General features: G+C 44.2%; 22 protein-coding genes. 8 read left to right on the top strand and 14 right to left on the bottom strand.

The window, feature by feature from the left end:
* Together ACYVAA_RS17950 and ACYVAA_RS17945 are read right to left on the bottom strand one after the other, a co-directional pair.
* Window positions 1-213: globin domain-containing protein (locus ACYVAA_RS17950; protein WP_460544347.1), on the bottom strand; the 213-nt coding region annotated here is incomplete at its 3' end.
* A 66-nt stretch (window positions 214-279) separates the two neighbouring features.
* Window positions 280-1,569 carry an NfeD family protein gene (locus ACYVAA_RS17945; RefSeq protein ID WP_460544351.1) on the bottom strand — a complete coding sequence of 430 codons (1,290 nt, stop codon included), beginning with the start codon at window positions 1,567-1,569 and terminating at the stop codon, window positions 280-282.
* Window positions 1,570-1,942: 373 nt separating this feature from the next.
* Here ACYVAA_RS17945 and ACYVAA_RS17940 point away from each other — a divergent pair, with 373 nt between their 5' ends.
* From ACYVAA_RS17940 to ACYVAA_RS17930, 3 genes are all read left to right on the top strand, one after another.
* On the top strand, window positions 1,943-3,127 hold the full coding sequence (locus ACYVAA_RS17940) for a LysM peptidoglycan-binding domain-containing protein (protein ID WP_460544345.1): 1,185 nt from the start codon (window positions 1,943-1,945) through the stop codon (window positions 3,125-3,127).
* Between the two features lie 129 nt (window positions 3,128-3,256).
* Complete coding sequence (locus ACYVAA_RS17935; protein ID WP_460544343.1) at window positions 3,257-3,811, top strand: hypothetical protein; 555 nt, start codon at window positions 3,257-3,259, stop codon at window positions 3,809-3,811.
* 5 nt (window positions 3,812-3,816) lie between these two features.
* Window positions 3,817-4,581 carry a DUF2400 domain-containing protein gene (locus tag ACYVAA_RS17930; RefSeq protein WP_460544341.1) on the top strand — a complete coding sequence of 255 codons (765 nt, stop codon included), beginning with the start codon at window positions 3,817-3,819 and terminating at the stop codon, window positions 4,579-4,581.
* Between the two features lie 40 nt (window positions 4,582-4,621).
* On the opposite strand, the gene ACYVAA_RS17925 is transcribed toward ACYVAA_RS17930, so the two are convergent.
* On the bottom strand, window positions 4,622-8,476 hold the full coding sequence (locus tag ACYVAA_RS17925; RefSeq protein WP_460544339.1) for a TIM-barrel domain-containing protein: 3,855 nt from the start codon (window positions 8,474-8,476) through the stop codon (window positions 4,622-4,624).
* 289 nt (window positions 8,477-8,765) lie between these two features.
* Window positions 8,766-9,410, bottom strand: coding sequence for an orotate phosphoribosyltransferase (gene pyrE / locus ACYVAA_RS17920; protein WP_460544337.1), 645 nt, complete (start codon window positions 9,408-9,410; stop codon window positions 8,766-8,768).
* An 83-nt stretch (window positions 9,411-9,493) separates the two neighbouring features.
* Here pyrE and ACYVAA_RS17915 point away from each other — a divergent pair, with 83 nt between their 5' ends.
* A complete protein-coding gene (locus ACYVAA_RS17915; RefSeq protein WP_460544335.1) occupies window positions 9,494-10,180 on the top strand; it encodes an NUDIX hydrolase in 687 nt (228 codons plus the stop codon).
* Here the strand turns inward: ACYVAA_RS17915 and coaD are convergent.
* The 4 genes from coaD to ACYVAA_RS17895 are packed head-to-tail and all read right to left on the bottom strand — an operon-like array spanning window position 10,168 to window position 12,610.
* A complete protein-coding gene (gene coaD, locus ACYVAA_RS17910; protein ID WP_460544333.1) occupies window positions 10,168-10,623 on the bottom strand; it encodes a pantetheine-phosphate adenylyltransferase in 456 nt (151 codons plus the stop codon). The two genes, ACYVAA_RS17915 and coaD, sit on opposite strands and share 13 nt — an antisense overlap.
* A gap of 10 nt (window positions 10,624-10,633) precedes the next feature.
* A complete protein-coding gene (locus ACYVAA_RS17905) occupies window positions 10,634-11,461 on the bottom strand; it encodes a DUF3822 family protein (RefSeq protein ID WP_460544331.1) in 828 nt (275 codons plus the stop codon).
* Window positions 11,462-11,463: 2 nt separating this feature from the next.
* Window positions 11,464-12,051 carry a hypothetical protein gene (locus ACYVAA_RS17900; RefSeq protein ID WP_460544329.1) on the bottom strand — a complete coding sequence of 196 codons (588 nt, stop codon included), beginning with the start codon at window positions 12,049-12,051 and terminating at the stop codon, window positions 11,464-11,466.
* Window positions 12,052-12,106: 55 nt separating this feature from the next.
* Window positions 12,107-12,610, bottom strand: coding sequence for an NUDIX hydrolase (locus ACYVAA_RS17895; protein ID WP_460544327.1), 504 nt, complete (start codon window positions 12,608-12,610; stop codon window positions 12,107-12,109).
* 22 nt (window positions 12,611-12,632) lie between these two features.
* Between ACYVAA_RS17895 and ACYVAA_RS17890 the strand changes: the two genes are divergently transcribed.
* Both ACYVAA_RS17890 and ACYVAA_RS17885 read left to right on the top strand, forming a co-directional pair.
* Window positions 12,633-14,060, top strand: coding sequence for an ATP-dependent DNA helicase (locus ACYVAA_RS17890; protein ID WP_460544325.1), 1,428 nt, complete (start codon window positions 12,633-12,635; stop codon window positions 14,058-14,060).
* Window positions 14,061-14,235: 175 nt separating this feature from the next.
* On the top strand, window positions 14,236-14,661 hold the full coding sequence (locus ACYVAA_RS17885; protein WP_460544323.1) for a DUF1573 domain-containing protein: 426 nt from the start codon (window positions 14,236-14,238) through the stop codon (window positions 14,659-14,661).
* A 66-nt stretch (window positions 14,662-14,727) separates the two neighbouring features.
* On the opposite strand, the gene ACYVAA_RS17880 is transcribed toward ACYVAA_RS17885, so the two are convergent.
* The 3 genes from ACYVAA_RS17880 to ACYVAA_RS17870 form a co-directional block, all read right to left on the bottom strand.
* The gene (locus ACYVAA_RS17880) at window positions 14,728-15,021 is read right to left on the bottom strand and encodes a chaperone modulator CbpM (protein ID WP_460544321.1); all 294 of its coding nucleotides are present in this window, start codon (window positions 15,019-15,021) and stop codon (window positions 14,728-14,730) included.
* Window positions 15,018-15,929 (bottom strand): J domain-containing protein, encoded by a 912-nt coding sequence (locus ACYVAA_RS17875; RefSeq protein ID WP_460544319.1) that lies wholly within the window; start codon window positions 15,927-15,929, stop codon window positions 15,018-15,020. Before ACYVAA_RS17875 ends, ACYVAA_RS17880 begins: the two co-directional genes overlap by 4 nt.
* Window positions 15,930-16,461: 532 nt before the next feature.
* Complete coding sequence (locus ACYVAA_RS17870; RefSeq protein WP_460544317.1) at window positions 16,462-18,351, bottom strand: DUF294 nucleotidyltransferase-like domain-containing protein; 1,890 nt, start codon at window positions 18,349-18,351, stop codon at window positions 16,462-16,464.
* 329 nt (window positions 18,352-18,680) lie between these two features.
* On the opposite strand from ACYVAA_RS17870, the gene ACYVAA_RS17865 reads away from it, so the two are divergent.
* Window positions 18,681-19,343: an HAD family hydrolase gene (locus tag ACYVAA_RS17865; RefSeq protein ID WP_460544349.1), complete on the top strand. Its 663-nt coding sequence runs from the start codon at window positions 18,681-18,683 to the stop codon at window positions 19,341-19,343.
* Between the two features lie 564 nt (window positions 19,344-19,907).
* Here the strand turns inward: ACYVAA_RS17865 and ACYVAA_RS17860 are convergent.
* Both ACYVAA_RS17860 and ACYVAA_RS17855 read right to left on the bottom strand, forming a co-directional pair.
* The gene (locus ACYVAA_RS17860; protein WP_460544315.1) at window positions 19,908-20,603 is read right to left on the bottom strand and encodes an alpha/beta family hydrolase; all 696 of its coding nucleotides are present in this window, start codon (window positions 20,601-20,603) and stop codon (window positions 19,908-19,910) included.
* Window positions 20,604-20,712: 109 nt separating this feature from the next.
* Window positions 20,713-20,967 (bottom strand): hypothetical protein, encoded by a 255-nt coding sequence (locus ACYVAA_RS17855; protein WP_460544313.1) that lies wholly within the window; start codon window positions 20,965-20,967, stop codon window positions 20,713-20,715.
* Between the two features lie 374 nt (window positions 20,968-21,341).
* On the opposite strand from ACYVAA_RS17855, the gene ACYVAA_RS17850 reads away from it, so the two are divergent.
* Entirely contained in the window at window positions 21,342-21,506 is a 165-nt protein-coding gene (locus ACYVAA_RS17850; RefSeq protein WP_460544311.1) for a hypothetical protein, read from the top strand.
* A gap of 238 nt (window positions 21,507-21,744) precedes the next feature.
* Here ACYVAA_RS17850 and ACYVAA_RS17845 read toward each other — a convergent pair.
* The coding region (locus tag ACYVAA_RS17845) for a hypothetical protein (RefSeq protein WP_460544309.1) at window positions 21,745-21,949 on the bottom strand (205 nt) is incomplete at its 5' end.

The following is a 21,949-nucleotide window of genomic DNA, read 5'->3' as shown; positions in this document are numbered from 1 at the left end:
GAGCCTGGGGTGTCCTCTTTCTTCTGAATAGGTGCTTGGTCCGCCGAATACCTGTAAGAGAAAAAGGTATAAGCGCTCTTCAGCAGGGGCGAGGTCTTCCGGGTAAATGGATCGCAGTGCTTCATTTTGGGCAACTCCCTCGTAAAAGTAACGGGTAAGCTCTTTAATTTTTTTCTCCCCAATAGCTTCGTAAACTGTTTGGAATTCGTTCATGACTCTATTCTTGTGGAAACAAACTTAAAGAAAATTGATAAATGTGGGCTGCTTTACCATGTTTTATCAGGAGATTTTTTTTACGGTAAGGGAGGTCCCTTCTGTACTGATGACTTTGATTTTGTCACCCTTTTCGATGAACTGTCCTCTTGAATGGGCATCATAGACCTCCTCCTCCAACAGGATTTTTCCACTGGGCATCAGCCTGGTGTGGGCAATGCCTTCCTTTCCCATCAGTTCTTCGCTGTACCATGAAGAAGTGTATCCTTCTTGTTTGCTTTGGGTGGCCGCCAGGGCAATATGTCTAAAGGCCTTCCACTGGTTGACCTTAGGGGCCATGATAAATATCAGGGAAACGGCCATGACCGCTGCCAGAATGACGGTGACCAGGGCAACGAAAAGCTCCCCGGAGGGGACAAAGGTAAAGTCAAAGAAGTCATTGGGGATCATCCCCAAAGTGAGACCGGTCAGGATACCGATGATGCCCAATATTCCGGCTACCCCAAAGCCCGGTATCACAAAGAGCTCTAGGGCCAAAAGGATAATGCCCAGAATGAAAACCACGATTTCCCAGTTTTCAGCCAGTCCTGTTAAATAATAAGGGATAAAATAAAGGGTGACCGCGATGATGGATGCCGCCAAGGGAAAACCTACCCCTGGGGTTTGTATTTCAAAATAAATGCCTGCGAAAATCACCAAAATCAGGAAGCCACTTACAGCCGGGTTGAGGAAAAAGGCAATAATGGTTTCTGTAGTGTTGACTTCGTATTCGATAATTTCATAGTCTTGGATGCCCTGTCTCTCTATGGCTTCGGCTATGGACCGTACCTCAGCCTCACAAAAACCGTTTTGTATGGCTTCAGAGGTGGAAAAGGTAATGACCGATCCTGCTTCGGAGATGCCCTCGACTTCTATTTTTTCATCCACCATGGCCTCGGCAATTTTTGGGTCCCGCCCATTGGCTTCGGCAGTGCTTCGCATCATTGATCGCATATAGGACTGGTATTTGTCCGGGGCAGCATCACCGCCGCCGCCCATGACCACGGTGGCCGCTCCAATGCTGGCTCCGGGAGCCATATAAATACTGTCACAGGCGATGGATATTAATGCTCCTGCCGAGGCGGCATCCTTGTCGATGAACACCATGGTGGGCATTTTCGCTTCCAGAATCATGGTCCTGATGTCATCGGCGTCATTGACGGCTCCTCCGTAAGTGTCCATGTGCACCAAGAAATAGTCCGCCCCTTTGTTTTCGGCATCTTCCAGCGCCAGCATTACTTTTCTGTTCATCCTGGGATCTATATTGTCCATCACCTCCAGAACATAAACTATTTTATTTTGAAGGCTGTCTTGCATGGAAAAGGAAGAAGAGCAGACCAAGAAGAAAAGTAAACAGGTGATTAGAATCGAAGATTTCATGGTGTTTTGATCGATGAGCAGTAATGGGTTAAATTTATTGTTCAGGTATCTTGCTTTGGTATTGACAAAGCAAGATGAAAAAGGCAGTTTTGTAAACGAATTCTATAAAATGAAACGTATTTATAAATATAGCGGTTTTGTGGAAAATGCCTTAAAATACTTGCTGAAGAGAACCTTGGTTTTTTTCTTTCCAATAAAACTTTAGCAATATTTTTGTGGTATTTTGCAGGAAAATCTGGAGTGTAATTAATAAAGATCGAAAATAGATTTAATAATGATGAGTTTCAAAGTGTGTATGGAGCATTTAAATATGAGATCAAGCATATTAACTGCTATTCTTCTTCTGGGATGGGTAAGCACAGCCCTGGCAACGGAGCTTGCTGTTGATTCAGTGGGAGTAGAGAAAATCGGTGAAAAAACTTTTGTCATCCATGAGGTGACGGCAAAGGAAACTTTGTTTTCGATCTCCAGAAGGTATGCCACTCCTGTAGGGGAAATCATCCAAAATAACAGCGATCTAAAACAGGGCTTAAAGATCGGCCAGCGAATCAAAGTGCCCTTTATTCCCAAGGCAGCTTTGCCGGAAGGGGCGCAACTGCATAAGGTTGCTCCTGGAGAGACACTTTTCGCCATTGCCAAAAAATACAATGTTTCTGTGCAGGAGGTGAAAACATGGAATGAGCTGAAGGGCGATGACCTGAGCGTGGGCCAGGGTGTGATCATCATGGGAGCGAAACCAAAAGAGATAGTGGAGAAGAGGGTAGCCCCCGAGCTCCGTGAAACTCCCACTGAGGTGAAGGAGATGCCTGAGGAGCGTAAGAAGATTGTAGAGGAAAAGAAAAAGGAGAAAGAAAAGAAGGTAGAGGATAAGAAAAAAGAAGTGGTCGAAAAGGTGGAGGCGCCTACCATCACCACCGCCAGCGAAACACGGATAGAGAACATCCCCGCCGGTGCAGAAGTAGGATGGATCACCCATACTGTCAAAGACGGGGAGACACTTTACTCTATTTCCAAACGCTACAATGCCAATATGGGAGACCTGATCAATTGGAACGTGCTGTCATCAAATAACCTCAAGGAAGGGCAGCAACTCAAAGTAGGCCGAAAAGAAGGTGCGGTACCTAATGCTACCCCGGTGGTTCAAGAAAAGGAAGAGGCGTCAGTTGAGCCTTCCCAAACCGCCACTCCTGCTTACACTGTGAGTAAAAGCAATGAAGAGAGCACCGCTTATAAAAACATCAAAGAAGCCGGTCAAGCCGAAGTAATCCAAGGTACGGGCAACCACAAAAAATACCTGGTACTTCACAAGACCGCTCCTGTGGGGACTATCATGAGGATCCGAAATGAGGAAAACGATGTGACCATTTTCGCAAGGGTGGTTGGGAAGCTTCCGGATACCGGGGATAATAACAAACTGCTGATCAAGGTTTCCCAAGCTGCATTTGATCAATTGAGAGCGGTAAATAACCGGTTTAGGGTAGAAGTTTCTTACTGATGAAGGTTTGAAAAAGAAGATAACAAAAAAGTCCCGCGGAAGCGGGACTTTTTTGGTTTTTAGACTGAAAGTGAGGGATTTGATAATTGCTGATAAATCACCTATTTTTGCATAAGTTTGCGTTAACGAATGAATAAAATCCAACTCATATTTCATCACATTTTCAAGTTTATTTGGAATGTGATCTTTGTACTTTCTTATCCAGTGCTGGCCACTTTCGGTATAGTGTTCATTGGGTTGACCTATTTTTTTTCCTGGATATCCAAGATGCTGACCAAAATCCGTTCAAATGAATCGATCAAGGAAATCAATACACCTGAATGGAAACAGGTGTCCAAGGAAATCGATTTGATAGAAGGGAAGCTGTTTAAGCAGATTATGTTCGGGCCATCCTGTTACCAGATGAGAAGAAATGATGGCGTGCCTTCTGTCTTGGAGGACCATTACTTTGGAGGGAGCATCAGGGTGATAGAAGAAGGGTATTTGATGGAACGCTGGAATACGATGGATGCCAAAAAGCTGCCCGATTTTGATATTTGCCTTTACGAACCTGATGAGGATAAGCTGATACCATTGACCACTATCAGGTGCTTTGACTGGCATTTGGCAGAAAAAGAAGAAAATAAGCTTTATTTTAAATGGTTTGACGGCACCCAAGGTGGTGAAGTAAAAGTAGCTTTATAGTATTGATGGAATTAAAAGATTTTTTGGAGGAAAAAGTAGTCCTCTATAACCAGCCAGGTTTTATTCCTTTGGATCCGATTGCCATCCCACACAGGTTTTCCTTAAAGCAGGATATTGAAATTGCGGGTTTTTTTGCCGCTACCTTGGCCTGGGGACAGCGGAAAACCATCATCAATAAATGCACCGAACTGATGGGGATGATGGATAATGCTCCTTATGATTTTATGCGGAATCATACTGAACAGGATCTAAAGCCCTTTTTGGATTTCAAGCACAGGACCTTTAATGATGTGGATACCTTATGGTTTCTGGCTTTCTTTAAGGATTTCTATGCCCGCCATGAAAGCTTGGAAGAGGCCTTTACCATAGGGTGGAAGGATGATGCTGATATCATGGGCGTTTTGCTGAGTAATTTTCATGATTATTTTTTCCGAGATCCAGATGCCCCCAAAAGAACCCGTAAACACGTGGCTACCCCAAAGAGAAAAGCCGCCTGTAAGCGGATCAATATGTTTTTGAGGTGGATGGTGCGCAAGGATGACAAGGGAGTGGATTTTGGGATTTGGAATAAAATCAAACCCTCCCAGCTGATCTGTCCCTGTGACCTGCATGTGGATAGGGTGGCCAGGAAGCTGGGAATGGTAGAAAGAAAACAGACCGATTGGTTTACCGCTATAGAGCTTACAGAGAAGTTGAGGGCGTTTGATCCGGAGGATCCCGTTAAATACGATTTTGCCCTGTTTGGACTTGGGGTAGAAGAAAAGTTTTAGAAAAGAAAAGCCCCGGAAAATGCTCCGGGGCTTTTTGCTCTTAAAAGGTGACGGTGTTTAGTTTTTTGTCGACCAATAAACCTTTTTCAATTTCCAGGTCAAATTCGAGTTTGCGCTTGGCTTTGAATTTTAGGATAAACAAATCAGGTGCATCTGCTATCGGCTTTTGTTCTCCGATATGGACAAAGGTCGGGTAAAGTACTTGCTCCCCGTCCGAATGCCGTCGGTTATTGGTAAGGTTCTCCATCTTACCGGTGCTCAATGGTTTTACGGCTATGAATTCGTAATCAGCGGTATTGTAGGCTAAGGAGAAACTTAATGCGTTTACGGAGCTTAAGCCAACACCCTTTACGGTGAGTTCGATGATTTCGTCCTCTTCGTACCTTTGTTTGGGAGCGCTGATTGTCAAGGCGCCATTTACCCTTTCCGTTGGGGTGTCTGTCACTCCTCCGTCCAGCTCTGTGGCCACTACAGAAATGTCATAAGCATCAATCAGTCCGTTTTTGTTGACGTCACCAATGCTGACATAACCTTCAAAATCAGCATCCCCTTGCCTAAGGCCGGTGTAATTGACGTAGGACGTGAAGTCATTGCCATCGATGATGCCGTCGTTGTTGATGTCACCGGGCAGGTAGCTTTCTGTACCCAGTACCTTGAAAATATAAAGCTCGCGGCCAGAACCGTAGGAACCGACACCTTCTGTTATGGACAGTTTAATGAAGCGGGCAGTCGGTTGCCCTTCAAAGGTGAATACTTTTACTTCATGGTCCTTTTCCCATTCAAAATCTCCCGCTGAAGTCCAGTTGGTTTTATCATTGCTGAACAGGACTGTCCCTTTTAATAGCATGCCGTTGCCTCCTGTCCTGCGGGGGAGGTAATGCATTTTGTCCAGTTGGTTAAATGTTTTCAGATCAAAAATCATATCAAATGGAACAGATTCCTCGCCCCATACGGTGTGCCAGGTATTGCCTTCGTCAAAGTCAAGGAGTTTGGAGATTTCATAACCTCCTTGGTTTTTCACATTGGTTTCTCCGGTGATCCCTTTTATCGCAAATTCCAATGGGTTGGACTTGGTGGTGGCATGGAATTCTGTCCATCCAGAAACTCCGTCCTTGTTGACTGCCCGTAGTTTGAAGCTGTATTCTGTTTCGGGAGCCAAGTCTTCAAAAAGGTATTCGCTCTCTTTGATGGTAGTGTACAGCATGCCGTCAAAATCAATCTCATAATAATCGGCATGGGGGACTTTGCTCCATGAAGGCTTTAAGGTATATGCCTCTCTGTGTTCTTCTCTGACCGACGCGTTTTTAGCTTGGCTGAGGCTGCCTGAAGTTACCTTCAGCGGATCTTCTGATGCGTAACGGTAGCCTGTTGCCTGAAGAGTGATCTGTTGGGTGCTGATGTCTGTTTCTTGTAGCTTGACCAGTAGTTGGGGATTTTTGATAAGGGTTGTTTTTTCCTGTTCACTTCCCTTGGTAGAGAATCTGTTGAAATCCGGTTTTTCATGGAAGAAGTAGACGTTGGTCCCCTCATGAAAGGATGACAAGGAACTGGCCTCTCTCAATTTGACCCTTTTTCCACCGATTTTTGCACTGATTTTTTTTGGTTTCTCCGTGCTGTTGATTCTGAATTCTGTTGCTTTTTGCGTCTCAAAACCGTTGAAATTGCCTTTGGATGGATGGACGGTCAGCAGTAGCCGTTGCTTTTGATCGAGGAGGGATTCTATATGGGTTTGAACTCCCTGACCGTCTTTGTACGCTTCAGAAATGCCATCGTCGTCATATTCGGTAAAGGAAGAATGCCCATAGGGATACACCTCATAAATACGAAGCTTGTCATTGATTTCCGAGACATTGTTGTTGGGGTTGGCCATGGGGATGATGGCTCCTCTCTTTACAAAAACTGGAAGTTTCCAAATCGGGCTGGCAAAACTGTTGATGATTTGACCGCCTTGGTACTGCACACCGCTGAAATAGTCCACCCAAAGACCTTCGGGCAAATAAATGCCGTGTCTGATGTCATTTCCATTTTCATCCATCTTGGTTTCCTGGTAAATGGGGGCCACCAGAAAGTTGGGGCCATACATAAACTGGTATTGGGTGGAAATGCCCTGGGTGAATGGTTTTTTTTCCTCTAGGAACATGGCCCGGATCATGGGAAGACCGTCGACGGCTTCTTTGGCGATACTGTAGGCATAGGGCATAAGCTCCGATTTGAGCTTCAGGTAATTTCTGTTAATGGATGCTGCCGGTTCTCCCAAGGCGTGCGGGTACTTTTCATTGGCTCCCCAGCCATCCATGTTGAGCTGCATGGGGGTGAAGGTTTTCCACTGAAAATCACGGATGTTTACGATGGGGTTTTTTCCTCCAAAAATTCCATCCATATCTGAACTGATATTAGGCTGTCCGGACAGGCCAGATCCAATATACGTAGGGATGTGAAACCTGATGTATTCCCATACGCCGCCCGTTTGGTCTCCTGACCAAATGCCGGCATAGCGCTGCGTGCCGGCCCAGCCATCCAGTGAGATGATGAATGGTCGGGCGTTGCTTCCGTGTTGGGGCATGATTTGGCCTACATCGGCCACCCCATTAAGGCCGAAGGAATATCCGGCCCCTACCCATGCTACGTCCGTCTTTAATACCCTGACTCCTGCATCACGCACTTCTTTGATGATGTCCCTTTGCAATAATGCACTTACCCCTTCTTTTGGGTGCAGATCGGATTGGGTCCACAGACCGATTTCAACCCCGTTTTGACGGGCATATTCACCCAGTTCTTTCAGGTTTTGGATATTGCCATCCAATGTCTCCGTCTGTCCATAGCCCGCACCATAGCCGTCATTGGGGAGAATCCAGCCCAGTGGCATGTCGTGACGCTTGTACCGGTCAATGACAGCCCTGGCAGAAAACTGGTAATTGTCTTTTTCCCCGTTGAGGGATTCTTTGATTCCACTGTCGTCCTTTTGGCTTTCTTTGTAGCGTTTGCCGTCCTCGAAAAGGATTCCTTTCTCGTTTTCTGTCCAATAGTCACGGTTATATGCATTGAGATGACCCTCATAAAATCCGAATTTGGGCAACAATACTGGCTGGCCTGTCAGCTGGTAAAAATCATTTAGCAACTTGACCGCCCCCTCATTTACCATGAAAAATACGTCCAGATAATCCGTTTCATGGTGGAGATTGACCAAGCCTTTTTCCTGGGCGCCAAAATCGTATTGGCCTTTTTTGAAGGTATACCACATTAAGCCGTAGCCCTGGGAGGACCAATAGAATGGGGTGGGGGAAGCTACTCCTCCATCGGTCCAGCTGTTTTGGTTTTCAATGGCAATACTTTTCCCTTTGTGTGAAAAGCGGCCGTTCTGTACTCCGCCTCCATAAAAGTATTCTGCCTGACCTTCTTTTAAAGTCATTTGGGTTTTGTCCTTCTCAAAGGTAATAGGAGCCAACTCTTCTATCACAGTTGCGCCAGTCCGTAAATCAACGACATTGAAAAGCCCCGTAGTTCTTTCAATGGAGATTTTTAATTTTTCCGTAGTAATCACCGCTAGCCGGCTGTCTTTGGAGGTATTAAGCGCTTTGACCGGCCTTCTGGGCTCGTCCACTAAGATCTGGGCCTCAGGTTTGGCTTCCGGAGCGCGCATACCTTTTCCTGAATTGTCCTGAAAGAGTCTGAAAATATGGTCTGCATAAAAGTCAAACAGCATTGTGTGACCGTTGTCAAGTAGGACCTCTACGGTGGTCGCATTGACTTTTTTGAGGTCCACCACAACCTGCGCAGGCTTTACTGGGGACCTTGAAAAACCTGCTTCTTTAGCAAAACCAGGTAGGATATTCGTGTTTAATGCGATGAAAAATAAAACAATAACATAACGAATAATAATATTATTTATTTTCATTTTCTTTTTATTGAGTTTATACGTCGCAATAATAAGCAATATTTTACGATGTGGAGGCGGTTTTTGTTAAAAGGTAGTGCTTCTGTATGAAAGGCTGAACTATTGCCGTTCCTTGGGGGCGAACTCAGAAGTGCGGTTGTAGGGAGGGATGCATGAAGGGCACCTGAGGGCGCGGGGGATTATCGTCCGTAGAGAAGAGGAGATAGGGTATAGTGAAAAAAATAGTGCCTCACTGAAAGGACTGCCAACAGGCAGCGGATTCAGTGAGGCACTATTAGGTGGTGTGTTATTATTTACCCCAGGAGTCGGGGGATTTTCTCCATTCGGCCAAAGACTTTAGGTCTTCATCGGAGGCATAGCTATCGGCGACTGCCTGAGGAAGCATGGCCTCGTAATCGCTGAGGCAAACCAGCTTGATGCCCGCTTCTTCAAAATTCTTTTTGGCCACATCAAACCCGTAGGTAAAGATGGCCGCCATTCCCAATACTTCAAACCCAGAGGCTTTTAAGGCCTCTACGGCTTTCAAAGAGCTACCGCCGGTGGATACCAAATCTTCTATTACCACTACCTTTTGCCCGGGCACCACCTTGCCTTCGATCATGTTTTCCATGCCATGTCCCTTTGCTTTGGAACGTACATAAATGAAGGGCAGGGACATTTCCTCCGCTATCAGCGCTCCTTGGGGAATGCCGGCAGTGGCTACTCCCGCAATGCCTTCAGCTTCGGGGAAGTTGGCTTTGATGGCCTCGACCAATTGGCCTTTGATATAGGTTCTCACTTCCGGGAATGAAAGGGAGAGGCGGTTGTCACAGTAGATAGGGGACTTCCAGCCTGATGCCCAAGTGAAAGGCTCTTTGGGCTGAAGTCTGATGGCTTTGATATCGAGTAGTTTGCGGGCGACCTGCCCAGCGGTGTCTTTGCTAAATAATTCCATGGCCCAAAATTAATTGATAAAAATGTAAGGACGGTTGTGATGCCTAAGAAAATTGTGCAATTTTGACTTACAAAGTCAGACCTATGAAGATATTCATCAATGATAAGCCGCTGGATGTGCTTTCGCCTGAAAGTTTGTCAAAGGAAAAAACTTTTGAGTGCGTATATGACAATCCAAAAGACCTCCCTCCCTATGCTGATTTTCATGATGATGTTTTGATCACCCACCCCTCCAAGGATATTATTATCAAGCTTCTTTTTTTACTAAGGACAAGAAAGCTAAAGAACCTGGATTCCATTACCATAGTATCTGAAGACGAAAAGGCCCTGAAGAAATTCATCAAAAGCCGATTCAGTATTGTGAAGGCTGCAGGTGGCATAGTGACCAAGGGGGAAAAGGTGCTTTTTATCCATCGATTGGGCAAATGGGACTTGCCAAAGGGTAAATTTGAAAAGGGGGAAACGCCGGAAGAATGTGCCGTTAGGGAAGTGGAAGAAGAATGTTCCATCAAGGTCAATCTCGGAGAAAAAATCTGCAATACCTGGCATACCTATACGCACAATAGAAAAAGCATACTCAAGAAGACCTACTGGTATGTGATGGATTGTCAGGATGACTCCCACATGCAGCCCCAAAAGGAAGAGGGCATTGAGGATATCCGCTGGCTAAGCCACCACGAGGCCAAAACGGCCTTGGTAAACTCTTACCCTTCTATGAGGTATTTGTACAAGCGATTTTTAAGGATAGTGCCGGATGTTCAGACTTCGTAGGGAAGGAAGTCATTGACGCTGCCTCCGTATCGGTGAACTTCACGAATAACAGTGGAGCTGACCGCAGCATATTGTGGAGAGGTGATCAAGAATACCGTTTCCAAACTTTCGTTGAGGTAGCGGTTCATTTGGGAAATCGTATTTTCGTATTCAAAATCAGTGGTGTTTCTCAATCCCCTAATGAGGAAGTTGGCATCGTGTGCTTTGGCCAGGCTAGAGGTCAGTTCATTATAGACCACGACTTTTACCGCAGGGATGTCCCGGTAGACCTCCTCGATTTTTTCGACCATTAACTCAATGTCAAAGTACCTGGATTTCTTGGAGGAATTATAACCAATCCCAATGATGACTTCATCGAAGAGCTCAAGGCTTCTCATCACAATGTCATGGTGTCCATTGGTGTAAGGGTCAAATGAGCCTGGAAAAATGGCGGTTTTTTTCATGATGTATACATTAAACAGTCCAAAAAGCGGCGAGATTTTGCGTCTCTTTGAAAGCTTCGGCACCGATCAGGTAATTTTGATTGGTCCGGGGGCTGTTGATGACAAGGTTTTTGAAGTATTGGCCAAGGATTTCCTCTTGAACGCCGATGTCTTCAAGGTTTCCTAACAGGGTGATCTTGCAGTGCATCCGGTCAAAGGCCAGCTGATGGAGGACACTGAAGGTGTATTTTAGGAAGTCTTGGTTATTGTAAACTTCAAAGCGGTTGAAGAGTTTGAGTTCTTTATTGGCAAAGCCCGCGATATAAACCTGGTTTTGCTCTATGACGATGGAAATCTCCTGGTTAAGCATTTCCCCCCTTTCCTGAAGCAGGTATTCCATTACCAGTAAGCTGCCGTGGCTAGGGTGTAGGTTGGGGAGCTTTTTTGACAACAGGCGGAAAATGGCTTTCTCCATACTTCCGATAAGCAGGATCTTGTTGTTTTCCAGACCATCATAGAAAACCTTGTGGTCATCTATAGGAGAGCTGAATTGCAAATAGGTTTTCAGCTGTTTTGGGTCAAATAGCATTCCCGGTACCAGACAAAAGTTCTGGTTGAAAACAAAAAGCCTGTTTTCTTCGTGGGGGGTGTTGAGAAAAATGTCCGTTTCCAAGATGTGGCTGAGTTCTTCAGGCTCCTGAAAAGGATAGATGTTGATCCCAATAACGGATCCGTTTTGGTTTTTGGCGATCACGGTAAATCGCCTTTCACATAATAAAAGCGATAAACTTGATGTAGCAGTTACATCAAGTTTATCGCTATGAAATTCTGTGTGCGTATTTTTTATTGACTTCGTCAAAGTTATTCCCAGTTACCGGAAGTAGAAGCGTCTGTTCTAGATCCTACTCTTAACGCTTTTTCGTTATTGTTGGCTTTTCTTTCAGGATTTACCGGGGCAGGGTCTCTGATTTCGAAAACATCAATCAAGACCTTGTTGGCACCTCTTTCCACTTTGTCAGCAAAGAAGGTAAAGGTTTTTCCTCCTGATCCAGGAACGACATTCAATGCTTCTAAATTGAACTCAGGGTATTTTCTTTCGTTGAAGAGAGAGTCCATTACATTGACAGAACCAAGGGTGTCATAAGTTATGGTAGTTTCTTCCTCACCATAATCCAACAGCTTGGTTTCTTCCGTTTTTTGGACAATGAAGATTTGGCCATCCTCAATGAAGTTTTTCAGTTCCGACCAACTTCCGGCATATTCACCTTTGGTTGCCAAGTATGCAGATTGGGCATCTCTTAGCATTTGAAGTTTTTCAATCACTCTCGCTTCGATTCGTGCAATTCGTTTTTCTTCTTGCATGACATCATCTACGCCTTTGTAGAGCAGAAAACCAACTGCCAATGCAGCTAGTAGAAAAACAGCAGATAAGATTTTAGTCAGATTCATTTTTTTTCAGTCGATTTATTCTTCTTATATAAAGGTTGACGGTATTAACAAGGTGCTATTTTATGCATTTATTTTCAAAATTAAAATAACCTTTCCATATTCTTATATCATTGACCGATTTTATATCCCAAAAAAGCCGGTGTTTTTCTTCCTTTTTGATCCTGCTTATTTCATCGATGTCCATAAAGCGAACTTCCTCAAGGAGTTGGCTGTCAGCGTCCAATTCAGGGTCGATTCCTTTGATCAGATGGCCGGACTTTTTGAAAACGCTAAAAAAAAGCTCTACCGCATGAAGAGGGGGATCCAAGAATTCGGAGACGGAAAGAAAACTTCCTACACCGATAGCCAGCCCGGTTTCTTCCAGGAATTCTCTAATTAAAGTACGATGGGCATTTTCATTATAATTCATCCCGCCCCCGGGCACGTTCCAGAAATACCTGTTTTCACCCATTCGGTGTTTGACCATCAGGATCTTGTCGTTTTGGATCAAGATGCCGTTGACCCTGACACGTAAGCACCCCCCGAATTTCTCCTGGATTTCTTTTTCAATATTCTGCATTTAAGCTGTAGATTCGCTTTTGATGAATAAAGATAAGGAACATCTACCAAAGCCCTCCGTTTTGATGCGGCAAAAATTTCCGCACCAGCCCACTTCCGGGCAGGCACGTTTTTTTGGGCAGATGGATACTTTTTTTGATCCGGAGTTTGACCGGAAGCCGACATTTATTCTTCGTGGATATGCCGGTACCGGCAAGACATCCGTGATTGCGGCGGTGGTCAGATCCCTGCCTGCACTGAATTTTAAATCCTTGCTGTTGGCTCCTACTGGGAGGGCGGCCAAGGTGATGTCGGCCTATTCCGGAAGAATGGGCTTTACCATCCACAAGATTATTTACCGGCCCAAAAATGATGAAGGGGGCATGGGCAGTGGTTTTGATCTTCAGCGAAACTATTATAAAAATACGGTTTTTATTGTGGATGAGGCGTCCATGCTATCGGATGATGCATTGGGAGGAAGCAATCTCTTGAGGGATCTGATCTTATATGTTTTTCAGCACCCTTCAAACCGGCTGATTTTAATAGGGGACACCGCACAGCTTCCCCCTGTTGGCAGTAAAAACAGTCCCGCACTGGATGGTGGCTACCTTTCCCATCACTATGGACTGGATGTGCTGGAAGCTGAGTTGACCGAGGTGATGAGGCAGCAGCTGGATTCCGGCATTTTGTACAATGCCACCCGATTGAGAAGTGAGGTGGTCAAGGAACAGCCCGTCATCTCTTTCAGTGCCAAGGGCTTCCCGGATTTCTATAAGATGACCGGAGAAAGGCTGGAAGAAGGTTTGCGGTATGCCTATGATAAATTTGGTGTGGAAAATACCATCATCATCACCCGTTCCAATAAAACTGCTGTTCAATACAACCAGTACATCCGAAGGACCATCCATTTTTACGAGGATGAAATAGCGGCCGGAGACATCCTGATGATCGTAAGAAATAATTACACTTATATGGCCGAATCCGACAAGGTCAGCTTTCTGGCCAATGGGGATTTCGTCGAAGTGACCAAGGTACGTTCTTTTGAGGAAGTATATGGCTTGCGTTTTGCCACATTGGAATTGCGGTTGATCGATTATCCCGACGAACCTTTTTTTGAAGCTAAGGTGATCCTGGATACGCTGTACAGTGCCAGTACATCCTTGGAAAATAAGGAGTCCAGGGAACTTTACCGACAGGTGGTGGAGGATTATGCCGATGTGGCCAATAAAAAGGAACAGCGGGAATACATCAGGAAGGATCCTTATCTCAATGCCCTGCAAGTGAAGTTTGCTTATGCGCTTACCTGTCATAAAAGCCAAGGTGGCCAGTGGAATGCGGTATTTGTGGACCAAGGGTATATTACCGAGGAACAACTGGATACAGAGTATATCCGATGGCTGTATACTGCGGTCACCAGGGCAACGGATGAATTGTTCCTGGTGAATTTCAATCCTAAATTTTTTGTGGGCTGAAGAAATCTGTGTTGATTGTAGCAGATTGTAAGGGGACAACTTGGTTATTAGTTAAAAAATCGAAACTTTTACAATCCTTAGGGACGTTAAAGTAAAAAACATCGTCCTGATAATGTTCCTTTGAATTTGGAACAGTAATTGAACGGAGTTAAACCATATCAAATACAGAAAGAAGATGAAAAAGCTATTTCTAATGTTTGTCGCCGCGTTTTTGGCTTTTGCAGTCCAGGCGCAGGAACAAAAGGTAGAAGAGAAAGCCGAGGCAAAAAAAGAAGAGGTGAAAGGCCCGGTGATTACTTTTAAAGAAACCTCCAAGGATTTTGGTGAAATCACTCAAGGTACCAAGGTGGAGCATACTTTTAAGTTGACCAACACCGGGACTGAGGTGCTGAAAATATCCAATGTAGCGGCCACCTGTGGCTGTACCGTTCCCAGCTGGCCAAAAGAGCCCATTCCTCCAGGGGGAAGTGCCGAAATTAAGGTAACCTTCAATTCAGCGGGAAAAATGGGGAATCAAAACAGTGTAGTGAGGATTTATTCCAATGCTACCGAGCCTATTGAGAAAGTATCGTTGATCTCCAAAGTGGTGAAAAAAGGATAACAGGTTTTCCTGAAAATAAACTGAAAAGCAGCGCTAAAGAGTGCTGCTTTTTTTATGGCTTAGGGTTTAATCCTCGTAGAGTTTCAGGCGGTTCTGCATATCCTGAAGCTCTGTTTGAAGTTTCTCGACTTTTCTGAGTAAATGGATAATGGTTTCGATTCCGGCAGTATTGATGTCCAATTCCTGATGCAGGCGGACCACTTTTTCTACAAGGACAATTTCATCTTCATGGATATAATGCATTCGGTCCAGTGTTTTTAAATGGATAAGCCCGGAATCGCTCAACTCATTAAAGAAGGCTATTTCCACTTTGTATAAAGTACACAAACGGTTTACAGGGATGAGATTTTCTGAAGTCATGAGGATCTGAGTTTAGAGAGTTCTTCGATCAACTCCTTTTCTTTACTGCTTAGGTGTGTGGGGATTTTGATGTTGAAAGTGATGTACAGGTCACCGAATTCCCCTTCTTTTTTGTATTTAGGGAAGCCTTTTCCCTTAAGCCTGACTTTGGTGCCATTTTGTGTTTCTGGCTTCACCTTGAGCTTTACTTTGCCGTCAAAAGTCTCCACGGTGATTTCTCCTCCCAATAAAGCGGTGTACAGGTCAAGGTCGATTGTTGTATAGAGGTTGCTATTGTGCAGCTTGAAGGGAGTGTGGTTACTGATGACAAAAGTGATATACAAATCCCCTCTGGGACCGCCATTGACCCCCTCGCTACCATGGCCCTTGATTTTGATGACCTGACCGTTTTCAACACCGGCGGGAATGGTCAGCCGGATGTTTTTGCCATTGACGGTCAAGGTCTGTTTATGGGTTCTGTAAACGTCCTTTAAGTCAAGGTGAAGTTCTGCATTATAGTCCGCACCTTTGAATTTCATGCCCTGACCGGAACTTCGGAAGGACGATCCCGATGTGGCATGGCCAAATAAAGATTCGAAAAAGTCAGAGTAACCGCCTCCGGAAAAGCCCGAGAAAGGATCATCCCGTTTTTGATGGCTTTGATAGTGGCGCTGCTGGGACCGTGCTTTTTCGAATTCCTCGGCATGCTTCCAGTCTTTGCCGTACTGATCGTATTTTTTTCGGTTTTCGGAATTGCCTAAGACTTCATTGGCTTCGTTGATTTCTTTGAACCGTTTTTCGGCTTCTTTATCGTTCGGGTTAAGGTCCGGATGGTATTTACGGGCCAGCTTTCTGTAGGCTTTTTTGATATCGCTCTCAGAAGCATTTTTGTCTACTCCAAGGATGTTATAGTAATCGATGTAATCCATAGCGATCCAAGATTTAGGTAATACTAATTTACTAATTTATGTATTCGCAATGTTGTCCATAATCAAATCTTATAAGGTTCTTATTGTTTTTCTGTTCTTTTATTCAGGTATTGATTTATTCTTAATGGTCTTCATGAATGCTACGCATTTCCATTGATGAAAAGAACCAAAAATCTAGGCCATGGAGCCTTCTTCAAATTGAGTAAATTTGTTTTCGATTACAATCAGTTTATCTCAATTTGATTTTGGGCCATTTGTTTTAGGCTAAAAATGAGTGGATCTCGCTCGTCCACTTCGCGAGCTAACTCATTTTCTTAACGCCTTCATCAACTGTCCCAAAACCGAATGCTCCAAAGGCCTTCCGAAGGGTTTCTGTTAAGTATTTTGTTCTATTAATGCTACGTGCAGAATCCCGGATAGTCAGATTTACTAAAAAGTAACTAAAACGGAGGATACACGTGTTGGATTATTTTAGCGAAAAGACCACTGGTCAGCGACAACTGTTCTGTGATCTGTTACAATAGCCAAAGGCCTAAAATATGGTATTGGTAAAGGTGATCTTGACTTTCATTTGGAAGTTTTTGATGACTTTGAAAATCTCTATCAAGGTGACTTTTTCAATTTTGGTAAGGCTTTCGATGCTGACAAAGTTTTCCGGTTCTACCTTATCCAGCATGATCTGCTTGGCCTGTCTGTCCAGCCTTAGGCCCATCAGGTAGTAGTAAGATTGCTTTAACTCGAGCAGTTCTTCTTCGGTGATGTGTCCTTCCTTGGCCAGGGCGTCCAGCCTCTCCCCGGTATTGGTCAAAAAGATCTTATGCTTGAGGGCAAATACCCTTGTGATATCCACAATGGGGGTCATGGCCTTTTTGATGTCGAACACCTTTTGTTCACCCATGGTGAATGTACGGATGCCCTTAAAGAAGGTCAAGGGAGGCTCATACTGCAATGCATTGGTGGCCATATTGAAGAAAAAGCGCTCCAAGGGGACATTCAGCTGCTGGTCCATGTATGCGTTGAGCTCTTCCAGGATGGAGAAGTCCCCGTATATTGGGCGTTTGTCAAAAAAAGTGGAATATTTCATCACGGTTTCCTGAGAGGATTCCGTCATCCAGGCATCATAGTTTCTTTTCCAATGGGAGAGGGAGTGGGTCCACTTGGGGTTTTTGGCCATAAAGCCTCCCTTGCAAAAGCTAAAGCCGATGGTGTTCAGCTGTTCAGATATCTTGTCCGCAAAATCCAGGAAATACTCCCGGACAAGTTCCCTTTGCTCATTGGCCTTGTCCTCATAGATGATGGCATTGTCCTGGTCGGTTTTGAGGGTCTGTTCCTTACGCCCTTCGCTGCCCAGTACCATAAAGACAAATTTGGAGGGGGCAGGGCCCACTTCATACAGGACATTGTCGATCACGCGCAGGGCTATGGTGTCAGACACGGTGGTGACCACCTGGTTGACCGTTTCCGATTTTACGCCCCGCTGCAGCAACTGCTCGACGATGGCCGGTACCTGGGCCCATTTTTCTTTGAGTTCCGAGATGGTCGTGGCCTGTTTTACCGACTGGATAAAAAGGAAAGGGGAATGGGACTGCTCACTGAGCAGCTTGTTTCTGGAAATAAAGCCAACATACTCACCCGCCTTGGCCACCAAAAGATAACGGGTTTTGGTCTGGAACATCAAGAGCAAGGCTTCGTAGATGTGCGCATCCGTATCGATGGAAACCATGTCTTTCTCCAGGACCTGGCCTATAGGGGAAGAGGTAGGGATATTCTGGGCAATGACTTTGTCCCGGAGGGTGATGTCGGTGACATATCCGATGATTCTTTCCGAATCGTCCTTGACGAAGATACAGCTGGTTTTTTCTGCCCCCATGATTTTTGCCGCCACTAAAATCGGGGTGTTTTCCTGGCAGGTGACCAGTCCCCGGGGGTTGAGCGAGTCCACCTTGTCCGAGTAAAAGCTGTCTGAGGTAATGTTGTTCTGCTGGGGATAGTAGGTGGCCCCTTTGATAAAGTGGACAAACTCCTGGTCAAGCATGCGCTCTCCGTATTCTTTGACAAAATGCTCCCTGAAATCAGGGTGATCATGACAAAGCTGAAAGAATTTTTCCATCCCCAGACGCAGCACCTTGGTGTTTTCCATGGTGTCTACCGTTTGTAAAGAAATCCCCTTGTTGTACAGATAGGAAATCCCGCCAAACCACGAACCTTTTCCGTATTGTTCTATTCTTCTCTTCTTTTGGTTGCGGTCATAGAAAAAACCTTCGTATCCTCCCTGAAGGATAAAGTCAAAGCCTTCAATTCCAGAATGGTTTTGAAGATAGATCCGTTGAGGTTTAGGGAAATCTACCGCTTTAAACTGGAACTTTACTTCCTCCTGCACAGAGGGCGGAAGTGCTGAAAAAGGTTTGGTGAAATCCATCATGGAAGTGGGACGTATAAAATTCTTGTGAAAAGAAGGTGTTTGTATAGGACTAAAGTAATCTAAGCCGTATAAATGTCCAATTATTTGGGATGGTAAATGTTGTCTGCGGAACAGAAAAAATGGGTGCCAAGGGGAGTAAGGTGTAACTGGGGGCTAATGTTGGATGGCCAAACTACTGGCGCGGCCCTTTGAAGGATAGGGCCCCTAGTGGAAGTGATGTTTCTGAAGAATAATGTGTTTTTATCTTTACACAAGAAACCATTTGGTCTGAGGGGATGTTTAAAAAGCTTAATCCACCTATTTGAACCACTTGAATAACGAATAAAATGATGCGCAACAAGAACTTGACTTTTCTTTTCGATCTGAACGGAACGATAATAGACGATATGCATTTCCATACCAAGGCCTGGCACAAACTTTTCAATGAGGATCTCGGAGCGAACCTTTCTTGGGAAGAGGTGAAAGTGGAGATGTATGGCAAAAACCCGGAGGTGCTGGAAAGGGTCTTTGGCAAAGGTCGTTTTACCCTGGAGGAGGCCAATGACTGGTCCATGGAAAAAGAAAGGAGATACCAAGAGGAATACCTGCCCCATTTGGCTTTGATTAAAGGATTGGGCGAGCTATTTGAAAAAGCCCAGGCAGCTGGTATCAAAATGGCCATAGGATCAGCTGCTATTCCTTACAATGTGGACTTTGCCCTGGACAACCTGGATATCAGAAAATACTTCTCGGCCATCATCACTGCAGATAATGTGGCGGTCAGCAAGCCCCACCCGGAGACCTTTCTTTTGGGAGCGGAGGCCCTGGGCGCGGAACCTGAGGACTGCATCGTTTTTGAGGATGCGCCCAAAGGGGTGGAAGCAGCCAGGAATGCAGGGATGAAAGCGGTGGTGCTGACCACGGCCCACCCAAAGGAGGACTTTGAGCAGTACGATAATGTATTGGCCTTTATAGAGGATTATGAGGATCCTTTTATTAAGGGGTTGATTTAGAAGGGAGTAAGAATTCTTTAACTTTGTGTCCACAATGTTGCACGTAACCAAATCTTATAAGGTTCTTATTGTTTTCTGTTCTTTTATTCAGGTATTGATTTATTCTTAAAGGTCTTCATGAATGCTACGCATTTCCATTGATGAAAAGAACCAAAAATCTAGGCCACGGAGCCTTCTTCAAATTGAGTAAATTCGTTTTCTATTACGAACAGTTTTCCTCAATTTAATTTTGTGCCATTTGCTGTAGGCTAAAAATGAGAGGATCTCGCTCGTCCACTTCTCGAGCTAACTCATTTTCTTAACGCCTCCATCAAATGTCCCAAAACCGAATGCTCCAAAGGCCATCAGAAGGATTTCTATTAAGTATTTTGTTTCATATTTAATACGTACAAAATTCTGGATAGGCAGAATTCTTTATACTGGGTGGAGTTTGGAAGCTTCACCCAGATGAATTTTTAGTCAAATACAGGTGATTTTTAACGGCTACTATCAATTTGTAATTGGGATACAATGGATAAGTACTATAGAGAAGTCTCCTTGCTAAGGAAATCGATGGAGAGGAGGTTATGCATGTTTCAAACCTTCCACACCGTTGAAGAAAATTCCATCCAATTTGGATAAAACCCGTTTCCAGTCCTGTTCAGTAAGTTTAAAGTCGTGATTGGCTTCGACAAACAACACTTCCACACTTGGGCTAAAGCGATATATTTCCTCTATTTCTCTCCCACCGTATTCATCCGTCTCACCTTGGATGATCAGCATTGGGGTCTTTATTGTTTCAAGATGCAGATAGCGTTCCGGTTCGATGTTTTTATTGGGATGCTTGAAGGGATATCCCAGACAAATGATATACTGAAGATTCAAAGAATCAGCAATTAAGGAGGAGAATCTGCCTCCTGCCGATCTGGAAACCACCACAATTTCTTTTCCACTCCCCAATTTCAAAAGACTTTCCTTTAATCTTTTTGATCGTAATTCGGGTGATGGATGCCTTTTGTCAGATAGGTAACCAAAATAGCTCGGATGTAACAGCCCAAAAAATAACCGTAAACCATGCAAAACCAACCCATGAAGAAATGAAGGAATCCATGAAAATTGCTTGTCAAATTTTCTCAATGCATAAAGCAGGTTGCCCGCTGGATCTTCCCACCTTATCTCGTTTCCTGTTGCTTTTAGGTAATCCACCAAAGTGTTCCTGAGGTGGATGTCTTTTTGCCAGTTATCCCTACCTACTAGATAAATTATCTTTTTGCCGGCCATATTCTTTTTTAATCCCTTTTTAGTATTGACAGATAGATTCCTTCCAACTAAAACATCCCATTTTAGGGTGACACGCCGCTTGACTGTTTTTTGCTGAGTAAATTTCTGTCTATTCGAAAGGTTCTTTGGGTAAAGCTAGTAAGTTCTTGACGTACCGATCGTTATTGTAGGGTTTTCCATTTTGGATAATATCAAACAATTCCACTGCTACACATTGCCCGATCATCTGCTTGGTTTGGAAATCATTAAATCCTTTTTTCAACAGTCTGTCATAGGTGGCCTTCGTCTCGGGAGGCTCATTATTCTTGAGTTGATTTTTTATTATCTCAAAAATCTGTTCCCTTAAGGTTTCATTTATTTCCATAATCACAGGGATTTGTCGGTTTGGGGCTTTTTTATGATCAGGTAGTTATTGAACAGGTTACAGGCATCAAGAAAAGCAGGGGCAAGAGCCCAAATGGCAAAGGAAAGTTAGCGTTTTATATTCAAATTCTTCAAGCCAAGCAGTGATCTTATTGTCCTTATATCGAGATTTTTGTCTCCTCAAGTTCCTTACTGCATAAATAGGATTTTTTAATATTAGTTAAACTTGGGAAGTCAAGGGGAATTTGGAAATCAACCTTCTGATGAAAATGTACTGTCCCTGCTTATTCTTGATTAAAATTTTCTACCCTCAGAATTGGAAAAAGCCTGAGCGGAAAAGTAAAAACCTGATCAGATTAGGAGTGGACCGAGACCATGCTTACGCATAGGACTGAGCGTAAAGAAATGATCCCTTTGGATCATTTTAGCGAGGGGCCAGGCTGTAGGGAGGGAACCAGAAAAGGGGGGATGGGCAGTAGCCCAGAGTCCGATTCTGATAACCACTATCACTTTGTCACGCCTGAGAAGAAAGGGATATGAATCCATGCTTTCCTATTACCTCAAATCACAATCTATAATCCAGTGAATCTCCGTGTCCTGCCTGTCCCGAACTTGATTCGGGAAGACCTATACTTAAGGTGGTACTTCAGCTATGCTCAGTAGGGATTGTGAGAGCCTCAACCTGAGCCGATTGGCAACTGGCTTTTAAATAGAATTTATTTATTCCAGACATAAACTTCCTTTCCGATAGACCTCTAATTTAATAGCGCAACTCTGATTAATTTTTTCTGTTTTTAGATGAATCAATAAATTCTTGAATAGACCCCAATTGTTCATTAATTTCTTTTAATGTGATGATGGTAGTTTTTTCAGAAGTAGGATTTATATAGGCTTTGTGACTATTCATATATTCTATTTGATCCTCTTCATTAAAAAAGAAGACTTTCGGTCCTTTTCTTTTATGCTCTAGACAATATTGAGTC

Source organism: Echinicola sediminis (assembly GCF_054777495.1).
This window is presented reverse-complemented; position numbering and strand designations above follow the sequence as displayed.